Annotated in this window: 2 protein-coding genes; both read left to right on the forward strand. The window is 72.2% G+C overall.

Annotated features, from left to right (window positions below; translation table 11 throughout):
* Nucleotides 1-2451, forward strand: a 2451-nt coding sequence (locus AB0D12_RS40395; protein ID WP_362694864.1) for an SDR family NAD(P)-dependent oxidoreductase, incomplete at its 5' end; no start/stop codon positions are given.
* 24 nt (nucleotides 2452-2475) lie between these two features.
* The coding region (locus AB0D12_RS40400; protein ID WP_362694867.1) for an SDR family NAD(P)-dependent oxidoreductase at nucleotides 2476-11075 on the forward strand (8600 nt) is incomplete at its 3' end.

Raw genomic sequence — 11075 nt, forward strand, 5'->3', positions numbered from 1 at the left:
CTCCGCAAGGGCCGCCCCGAGCCCGAGACCTTGACCACCGCTCTCGCTCAGGCCCACGCCCACGGCACCCCCGTCGACTGGGACGCGTACTTCTCAGGCACCGGTACTGGTCCCCGCCGCGTCGACCTCCCCACCTACCCCTTCCAGCGCAAGCGCTACTGGCCCGAGCCCGCTTCCGCCCCGCGCGGTTCCGCGGCCGGCCTCGCCGACAACGACGTCGACGCCCGGTTCTGGGACGCGGTCGAGCGCGCGGACCTCGCGTCGCTCGCCGGTGAGCCGGCGATCGACGGGGACCAGCCGCTCAGCGCCGTGCTGCCCGTCCTGTCGATCTGGCGGCGCAACCAGCAGGCGCAGTCGCAGGCGGACGCCCGGCTCTACCGCATCACCTGGCAGCCGTCGTCCGGCGCGGACCGGGGTACGCCCGCCGGTACCTGGCTCGTGGCCGTGCCGGCGCCGTACGCGGACGATCCCTGGGTCCGCGCCCTGACCCACCGGATGGGCGACGGCGGCGCCCGGGTCGTACCGGTTCCGCTCGACGTCGCCGACAGCGACCCGGCCGAGCTGAGTGCGCGCATGAACGAGCGGCTGCGCGAGGCGGCGGCCGATGGCCCGGTGGCCGGTGTCCTGTCCCTGCTGGCCCTCGACGAGCGGCCGCACCCCGAACACCCCGGCGTCCCCGTCGGACTGGCGCTCACCTCATCGCTCACTTCTGTGCTCACCACAGCGCCGGCCGCAGCAACTGGAGGCGCCGAAGCTCCGCTGTGGTGCATCACCCGTGACGCCGTCGCCGCCGTCGGGTCCGACGAACTCGGCGGCGCCGCCCAGGCGCAGGTCTGGGGCCTCGGCCGGGTCCTCGCTCTGGAGCATCCCGAGCGCTGGGGTGGACTCGTCGACCTGCCCGTGACGTGCGACGACCGCGTCCTTTCCCGGCTGATGGCGCTGCTCGCCGGAGCGGGCGACGAAGATCAGCTGGCGATCCGTGCCTCCGGCACGCTTGTACGACGGCTGGTGCGCGCCGCCTCGGAGACGGCGCCGGCCGCGGCCTGGACCCCACGCGGCACGGTGCTCATCACCGGCGGCACGGGAGCGCTCGGCCGTCATATGGCGCGCCGGCTCGCCGAGCGGGGTGCCGAGCGGCTCGTACTCGTCAGCCGCCGTGGCGCCGAGGCGCCGGGTGCGGCCGAGATCGAGGCCGAGCTGTCCGCGCTCGGCGCGTCCGTGACCCTCGCGGCCTGCGACGTCGCCGACCGGGCCGCGCTCGAAGCGCTGGTCACGCGGCTGGCCGAAGGCGGCACCCCGGTACGTGCCGTGGTGCACGCCGCCGGCGTCTCGCAGCCGCCCGGCACCGGCACTGACCTCCCCGGCTTCGCCCGTGTGGTGGCCGCGAAGACGGCCGGAGCCGTCCATCTCGACGCGTTGTTCGACGCGCCGGACTCCCTCGACGCATTCATCCTGTTCTCCTCCATCGCCGGTGTCTGGGGCAGTGGTGGCCAGGGCGCGTACGCGGCGGCCAACACGTTCCTCGACGCGCTCGCCGAACGGCGCAGGGCCCGTGGTCTGTCCGCGACGGCGATCGCCTGGGGGCCGTGGGCCGACGGAGGTATGGCGGCCGAGGGCGACGCGGAGGAGCAACTGCGCCGCCGTGGCCTCCCGCCCATGGATCCGGCGACGAACCTGCTCGCGCTGGAGCGCGCCGTCGCAGGCCGGCACGCGGCGGTGACCGTCGCCGACGTCGACTGGGCGCGGTTCGCGCCCGTGTTCGCCGCTGCGCGCCCCCGCCCGCTCATCGGCGACCTGCCCGAAGTACGGGACGCGCTGCGCGGCACCATCCCGTCTGCCGATGGATCGGCGGCCGACGCCTCTCCCGCTGTCCTCCAACGGCTCACCGAGCTCGCCGGGGACGACCGGCAAGCGGCCCTCCTCGACCTCGTACGCGAGCACGCGGCAACCGCCCTCGGGCACGCGTCCGCCGACGCGGTCGCACCCGAACGGGCCTTCAAGGACCTCGGCTTCGACTCGCTGACCGCGGTCGACCTGCGCAACCGCCTGGGTGCCGCGTGCGGCCTGCGGCTGCCGTCAAGCCTTGTGTTCGACTACCCCAATCCGCAGGCGCTGACCTGGCATCTGCTGCGAACTCTCTTCCCCGAGGGGACCGGCGGCCCGGCCGACGTAGCCGTCGACACCGACCCGCAGGAGGCGGAGCTGCGCCGGACGCTGGCCGCCATCCCGCTGGGCCGCATCCGCGAGGCCGGACTGATGGACACGCTGCTCCGGCTCGCCGGACCCGACACCCCCGCCACCGCCACGAGCCCCGCCGACGAAGGGGAGTCCATCGACACGATGGATCTCCAGGACCTCCTCGACCTGGCGCTCGACGGCGGCGGTGATCCCGACGGCGTCGACGGGCTCACCCGCCCCGGCGGCAACGACAACGACAGCAACCGATCCTGACGTGCCCGAAGTGCGGAGTAAGTGATGACAACCCCCAACGAAAAAGTCGTTGAAGCGCTGCGGGCCTCCCTCAAGGAAACCGAGCGGCTGCGCCGCCGGAACCAGGAGCTCACCGACGCCTCGCGCGAGCCGATCGCGATCGTCGGGATGAGCTGCCGCTTCCCGGGTGGCGTCCGGTCGCCCGAAGAGCTGTGGAGACTCGTCGAGAGCGGTGGCGACGCCATTTCGGGCTTCCCCGTCAACCGCGGCTGGGACATCGAGTCGCTGTACGACCCCGACCCGGACCACGAGGGCACCACCTACGCCCGCGACGGCGGATTCCTGCACGACGCGGCCGACTTCGACCCCGCGTTCTTCGGGATCTCGCCGCGCGAGGCTCTCGCCATGGACCCGCAGCAGCGGCTCCTCCTGGAGACCACTTGGGAGGTCTTCGAACGCGCCGGGATCGACCCCGCGTCACTGCGCGGCAGCCGGGCCGGAGTCTTCGTCGGCGCGTCCGCCAACGCGTACGGGGCAGGCAATCACGACCTCCCCGACGGCGTGGAGGGCCACCTGCTCACGGGTACCGCGTCCAGCGTGGTCTCCGGCCGCCTCGCCTACGTCTTCGGCCTTGAAGGCCCCGCCGCCACCATCGACACGGCCTGCTCGTCCTCCTCCGTCGCCCTGCACATGGCCGTCCAGGCACTGCGCCAGGGCGAGTGCTCGCTGGCGCTGGCCGCGGGCGTCACCGTGCTCGCGGGCCCGGACGTCTTCGTCGAGTTCAGCCGCCAGCGCGGGCTGTCGCCCGACGGCCGCTGCAAGTCCTTCGCCGAGGCGGCGGACGGCACCGGCTGGTCCGAGGGCGTCGGCGTCCTGCTCGTGGAACGCCTGTCGGACGCCCGGCGCAACGGCCACCAAATCCTCGCGGTCGTACGCGGCTCCGCCGTCAACCAGGACGGCGCGAGCAACGGCCTGACCGCCCCCAACGGCCCCGCCCAGCAACGCGTGATCCGGCAGGCCCTGGAAAGCGCCCGGCTGACCCCCGCCGACATCGACGCCGTGGAGGCGCACGGCACGGGTACGACCCTGGGCGACCCGATCGAGGCGCAGGCGCTGCTTGCCACGTACGGTCAGGGGCGCGCGGCGGACCAGCCGTTGTGGCTGGGCTCGTTGAAGTCGAACCTCGGCCACACCCAGAACGCCGCCGGTGTCGCGGGCATCATCAAGATGGTCATGGCGATGCAGCAGGGAGTGCTGCCGCAGACCCTGCACGTCGACGAGCCGACCTCTCACGTCGACTGGTCCACGGGCGGTGTGTCGCTGCTGACCGAGCAGGTGGAGTGGCCGGCGACGGGCCGTCCGCGCCGGGTCGGCGTCTCCGCCTTCGGCGTCAGTGGCACCAACGTGCACACGATCATCGAGCAGGCCCCCGACATCGAGCAGGCCCCGGACATCGAGGAGACACCCGTCTCCGAGGCCACTGCGCCGCCGCAGGTGGTGCCGTGGCTCCTCTCGGCGAAGAGCCGGGACGCCCTGCGCGACCAGGCACGCCGACTGCACGCCCACGCCGAACAGCACCCCGAGCTGCGTCCGGTCGACATCGCCCGGTCGCTGGCGGTGGGGCGGGCGTCGTTCGAGGACCGCGCGGCGGTGGTGGCCGCGGACCGTGAGGGTCTGCTGGCGGGGCTTGAGGTGCTTGGGGAGGGTGGTTCGGCGACGGGGATCGTCACAGGTGCAGCGGACGCGGGGAAGCTGGCGTTTCTGTTCACCGGGCAGGGCAGCCAGCGGCTGGGGATGGGCCGTGAGCTGTACGAGGCGTATCCGGTGTTCGCTCGGGCCCTGGATGCGGTCTGTGACCGGCTTGACCTTGAACTTCCGCTGAAAGAAGTGCTGTTCGCGGCCGAGGGCGACGCCCTGGATCAGACCGTGTACACCCAGCCTGCGTTGTTCGCGGTTGAGGTGGCGTTGTTCCGGCTGGTCGAGTCGTGGGGTCTGCGGCCGGACTTCCTGGCCGGTCACTCGATCGGTGAGATTGCCGCGGCTCATGTGGCGGGTGTGTTCTCGCTGGAGGATGCGTGCACGTTGGTTTCGGCTCGTGGCCGTCTGATGCAGGCGCTGCCGACGGGTGGCGTGATGGTCGCGGTGCAGGCGTCGGAGGGCGAGGTTCTGCCTCTGCTGTCGGATCGCGTGAGCATTGCGGCCATCAACGGTCCGCAGTCGGTGGTCATCGCGGGTGACGAGGATGCAGCGGTTGCGATCGCCGAGTCCTTCGAGGCTCAGGGCCGCAAGACCAAGCGCCTCACCGTCAGCCACGCCTTCCACTCGCCGCACATGGGCGGCATGCTCGACGCCTTCCGTACGGTCGCCGAGGGCATCTCGTACGAGTCCCCGCGCATCCCGGTGGTCTCCAACCTCACCGGCGCCCTCGTCTCGGACGAGATGGGCTCGGCCGGCTTCTGGGTACGGCACGTCCGCGAGGCAGTCCGGTTCCTGGACGGCATCCGCACTCTGGAAGCCGCCGGCGTTACCTCGTACATCGAACTCGGCCCGGACGGCGTGCTGTCCGCCCTGGCTCAGGACTGCCTGACCGGAGACGCGGACACCGTCTTCGCGCCCGTCCTCCGCTCCGGCCGCCCCGAGGCCGAGACCGTCACCGCCGCCCTCGCCCAGGCCCACGTCCACGGCACCCCCGTCGACTGGGACGCGTACTTCTCAGGCACCGGCGCCCAGCGCGTCGACCTCCCCACCTACGCCTTCCAGCGGCAGCGCTACTGGATCGAGCCAGGCACCCGCGCCGGCGATGTGAGCGCCGTCGGGCTGGAGGAAGCCGGGCATCCGCTGCTCGGTGCGGCGGTGGCGCTCGCCGACTCCGAGGGCCTGCTCCTCACCGCGCGGCTGGGTCTGGACACCCACCCGTGGCTGGCCGACCACGCGATCATGGACACCGTCCTGCTACCGGGCACGGCCTTCGTCGAGCTGGCGGTTCATGCAGGCGACCGCGTCGGCTGCGATGTCCTGGAGGAGCTGACGCTGGAGGCGCCGCTGGTGCTGCCCCAGCGCGGCGGCGTACAGGTACAGATACACATGGGCGCCCCGGACACGGACGGTACGGGACGGAGGACGTTCACCCTCTCCTCACGTACGCAGGGCAGCGCGGCCGACGAGCCGTGGACGCGGCACGCCAGTGGTGTGCTCGCCCAGGGCTCGGCACAGCCGGACTTCGCACTGGCCCAGTGGCCCCCGGCGGGCGCCGAGTTGATCCCGACGGAAAGCCTGTACGCGGACCTTGCCGAGGTCGGCATGGGCTACGGGCCGGTGTTCCGGGGCCTCACGGCGGCATGGCGGCACGGAGAGAGTGTCTACGTCGAGGTCGTGCTCCCGGAGGAAACCGCTTCTGCGGCACGGGACTTCGGGCTGCATCCCGCCCTGCTGGACGCGGCCCTGCACGCGCTGGGTCTCGGCGTGCTGGGCGGAACCGAGGGCGAGGGACGGCTCCCGTTCGCGTGGAGCGGGGTGACCTTGCACGCGGCCGGTGCCGAGGCGCTGCGTGTGCATCTCGCACCGGCGGGTGCGAACGGCGTACGGCTGGAGATCGCGGACACGGCCGGTGTTCCGGTCGCGACCGTCGACTCGCTCGTCCTGAGGACGGTGTCGGCGGAGCAGGTTCAGGCGGCGCGCACCGCCTACCACGAGTCGGTGTTCCGGGCGGAGTGGACGGCGCTGCCGACCGTAGCCGAGCCCATTGCGAAGCCCGGCCGTTGGGCGGTGTTGGGGGCTGCGGGCGGGGTGGTCTCCCTGGGCGACGCACTCCCGGACCTGCTGCCGGACGCGCTGTCCGGCGAGTTCGCGGTCTACGCGGACCTCGCCGAGCTGGCGGCGGCCGTCGATGCCGGAGCGGCCGTGCCGGACGCCGTACTGGCTGGTTTCGGACCGGCCGCCGCCGATGGATCGCCTGCCCTTGATGGATCGGCCGCGTCGGCCGTATCGGCTCAGGCCGTGCACGCGGCCACCCACCATGCCCTCGCCCTCGTCCAGGCATGGTTCGGCGACGAGCTCTTCGCCGGTGAGCGGTTCGCCGCCTCCCGCCTGGTCGTGGTCACCCGGGGCGCGGTCGCAGCGGGCGACGGCGACACGGTCACCGACCCCGTACACGCGGGCGTCTGGGGCCTGCTGCGCTCCGCGCAGTCCGAGTACCCCGACCGACTGCTGCTGATCGACACCGACGGACGCGACGACTCCGTACGCGCTCTGCCTGCCGCGATCACCGCCGGTGAGCCGCAACTCGCCCTGCGGAACGGCTCCGTGCACGCACTCCGGCTCGCCCGGGTCGCCACGCAGGACCACGCCGCAACCACCGAGTACGCGCCCGAGTCCACCGTGCTGATCACCGGCGCGGGCGGGATGCTGGGTGGTCTGATCGCCCGCCGGCTCGTCGCCGGGCACGGCGTACGGCATCTGCTGCTGGTGGGCCGCCGGGGCGGCGCCACTCCCGAGGCACAGCGGCTCGGCGCCGAACTGGCCGAAGCGGGCGCGTCGGTGACCTGGGCGGCGTGCGACGTGGCCGACCGGGACGCGCTGGCAGCCGTACTGGACCGGATACCCGCCGAGCACCCGCTCGGCGCGGTCGTCCACACCGCCGGTGTTCTGGACGACGGCGTGATCGCCTCCCTCACCCCCGAGCGACTCTCGGCCGTGCTGCGCCCCAAGGTCGACGCGGCGTGCAACCTGCACGAGCTGACCCGGGACCTCGACCTTTCCTCCTTCGTCCTCTTCTCCTCCATCGGCGGCGTCTTCGGCGGCCCCGGACAGGGCAACTACGCGGCGGCAAACGTCTTCCTGGACGCCCTCGCCCAGCACCGCCGGGCCCAGGGCCTCGCCGCCACCTCGACGGCCTGGGCCCTGTGGGCCGACAGCGCGGGCATGGCCGGAAGCCTCGACGAGGCCGACATCAGCCGTATGCGGCGCAACGGACTGCCCCCGCTCACCTTGGCCGAGGGCCTTGAGCTCTTCGACCTCGTCCACCGGATCGACGAAGCGGCGCCGGTCCTGATGCGCGCCGACCTGACCGCGCTGCGCTCGCAGGCCCAGGCCGGGACGATGTCGCCGCTGCTGCGCGGCCTCGTACGGGTCCCCGCACGACGGACAGCGAACGGCGCGGCCGGAACCGGCGGCGAAACCGGCCTGCGGCAGCGCCTGGCCGGCCTGTCCGCCGCCGAACAGGACCGCACTCTCCTCGACCTCGTCCGCAAGCAGGTCGCCACGGCGCTCGGCTACCCCGGACCGGCCGCCGTCGAGCCGGGCCGCTCCTTCAAGGAGCTGGGCTTCGACTCGCTCACCGCCGTCGAACTGCGCAACCTGCTCGGCGACGCCACCGGCCGGCGGCTGCCCGCCACCCTCGTCTTCGACTACCCGACCGCGACCGCGCTCGCCGGGTACCTGCGCGAGGAGCTCATCGGCGACCTGACGGCCACGACTGACGCGACCGGCCCGGCTCTCGTACCGACCCGGGCCGCATCCGCCGAGTCCGACGACCCCATCGCCATCGTGGCGATGAGCTGCCGCTTCCCCGGCGGCGTCGAATCCCCCGAGGACCTGTGGCACCTGCTCGCCACGGGCCGCGACGGCATCACCGGCTTCCCCGCCGACCGCGGCTGGGACCTCGACACCCTCTACAGCGACGACCCCGACCGCGAGGGCACCAGCTACGCCCGCGAAGGCGGATTCCTGCACGAGGCTGCCGAGTTCGACGCCGGGTTCTTCGGGATCTCGCCGCGTGAGGCGCTGGCCATGGACCCGCAGCAGCGGCTGCTCCTGGAGACCACCTGGGAGACCTTCGAGCGCGCCGGCATCGACCCGGCGACGCTGCGCGGCAGCCGCACCGGCGTTTTCGTCGGCTCCAACGCGCAGGACTACCTCCAGCTCTGGCTGAACGACTCCGACGGTCTCGAAGGACACCTCGGTACGGGCAACGCGGCCAGCGTCGTCTCCGGCCGACTCTCCTACACCTTCGGCCTGGAGGGTCCGGCAGTCACCGTCGACACGGCCTGCTCCTCCTCCCTCGTCACCCTCCACCTGGCGGCCCAGGCCCTGCGGCGCGGCGAGTGCTCGATGGCGCTCGCGGGCGCGGTGACCATCATGTCCACGCCGGGAGCGTTCACCGAGTTCAGCCGGCAGCGCGGGCTGGCCGCCGACGGCCGCATCAAGGCGTTCGCCGCCTCGGCCGACGGCACGAGCTGGTCCGAAGGCGTCGGCCTGCTGCTCGTCGAGCGATTGTCGGACGCGCAGCGCAATGGCCACCCGGTGCTCGCGGTGGTCCGGGGCACCGCTGTCAACCAGGACGGCGCGAGCAACGGGCTCACGGCGCCCAACGGCCCCTCGCAGCAGCGGGTGATCCGCGAGGCCCTTGCCGACGCGGGTCTGTCGGCCGCGGACGTGGACGCGGTGGAGGCGCACGGCACGGGTACGACCCTGGGCGACCCGATCGAGGCGCAGGCACTCCTCGCCACCTACGGCCAGGGGCGCGCGGAAGACCGGCCGCTGTGGCTGGGCTCCGTGAAGTCGAACATCGGCCACACCCAGGCCGTGGCCGGAGCGGCCGGTGTCATCAAGATGGTCATGGCGATGCGGCACGGAGTGCTGCCGCAGACTCTGCACATTGACGAGCCCACGCCGTACGTGGACTGGTCGGCCGGCGACATCGCCCTGCTGACGGAGCGGAGGGAGTGGCCGGAGACCGGGCGCCCGCGCCGTGCCGGTGTGTCCTCGTTCGGCTACAGCGGCACCAACGCGCACGCCATCATCGAGCAGGCACCGCAGAACCCTGCCGTGCGGACGCCGGGCGACGCCCTGCCTTCGCGCGCCCCGGCGACGCGGACCCTGCCGGTGCTGCCGTGGCTCGTCTCCGGCCGTACGGCCGCGGCCCTGAAGGCCCAGGCGGACCGGCTGCGCGCGACCGGCATCCTGACAGCCGCCGGAGCACTCGGGGCACTCGACCTCGGCTACTCCCTGGCCACAAGCCGCGCGGCGCTGGAGCACCGGGCGGTACTGCTCGGCGACCCGTCCGACGGCCGGGCGCTGACCTCGCAGCTGGACGCCCTGGCGGCGGGCGAGCAGGTGCCGGGTCTGGTGCAGGGCACGGTTGCCGGTGGCGGGCTGGCGTTTCTGTTCACGGGGCAGGGGAGTCAGCGGCTGGGGATGGGCCGTGAGTTGTACGAGGCGTATCCGGTGTTCGCGGATGCGCTGGATGCGGTGTGTGCTCGGCTGGATCTTGAAGTGCCGCTGAAGGACGTCCTGTTCGGGGACGACGGTGATGCTCTCAACCAGACCGCATACACGCAGCCTGCGTTGTTTGCGGTTGAGGTGGCGTTGTTCCGGCTGGTGGAGTCGTGGGGTCTGCGGCCGGACTTCTTGGCGGGTCATTCGATCGGTGAGATTGCTGCCGCGCATGTGGCGGGTGTGTTCTCGCTGGAGGATGCGTGTGCGCTGGTGGCGGCTCGTGGGCGGTTGATGCAGGCGCTGCCGACGGGTGGCGTGATGATCGCGGTGCAGGCATCGGAGGACGAGGTCCTGCCTCTGCTGACGGACCGGGTGAGCATTGCGGCCATCAACGGTCCGCAGTCGGTCGTGATCGCCGGTGACGAGGACGCGGCTGCTTCGATCGCAGATAGCTTCGAGGTTCAGGGCCGCAAGGCGAAGCGTCTGACGGTGAGCCATGCGTTCCACTCGCCGCACATGGACGGCATGCTCGACGCCTTCCGTACGGTCGCCGAGGGCATCTCGTACGAGTCCCCGCGCATCCCGGTCGTCTCCAACCTGACCGGCGCCGTCGTCTCGGACGAGATGGGTTCGGCCGACTTCTGGGTCCGGCACGTCCGTGAGGCAGTCCGGTTCCTGGACGGCGTACGTGCGCTGGAGGATGCGGGCGTCACGACGTTCGTGGAGCTTGGTCCTGGTGGCGTGCTCTCGGCGATGGCTCAGGAGTCCGTGACGGTTGACGCTGCGGCGTTCCTTCCCGTACTGCGGAACGGTCGTCCCGAGGCCGAGACGGCGGTCGCCGCGCTGGCTCAGGCGCACGTGCGGGGTGTGGAGGTGAACTGGGCAGGGTTCTTCGCAGGTACGGGTGCCCAGCGGGTCGATCTGCCGACGTACGCCTTCCAGCGGCAGCGCTACTGGCCGGAGAGCATCCTGTCGACCGGCGGCCCGGTCACTCCAGAGGCCACCAGCGCTGTGGACGCACGCTTCTGGGAGGCGGTCGAGCGCGAAGACTTCGCGTCGCTGATCGCCGAACTGGATGTGGACGACGACGCGCCCTTCAGCGAGCTAATCCCTGCGCTCTCGGCCTGGCGCCGACAGGGCCAGGAGCAGTCGGAGGTGGATGGTTGGCGTTACCGGGTGTCGTGGAAGCCGCTGGCTGAGGTCTCGTCGGGGGCGCGGTTGTCCGGTTCCTGGCTGGTGGTGGTGCCGGCCGAGGGTGTGGACGACTCGGCTGTGGTGGGTGGGCTGGCTGAGCGGGGTGCTGAGGTCTGCCGAATTGGTGTGGATGAAGGTGTCGATCGGGTCGCGTTGGCGCAGCTGTTGGTCGAGGCGGGTTCGTGTGCTGGTGTGGTGTCGTTGCTGGGGCTGGACGAGTCCGGTGGGTTGTTGGC

Origin of the sequence: Streptomyces sp. NPDC048479 (assembly GCF_040651435.1) — a bacterium.
Taxonomy (GTDB): domain Bacteria; phylum Actinomycetota; class Actinomycetes; order Streptomycetales; family Streptomycetaceae; genus Streptomyces.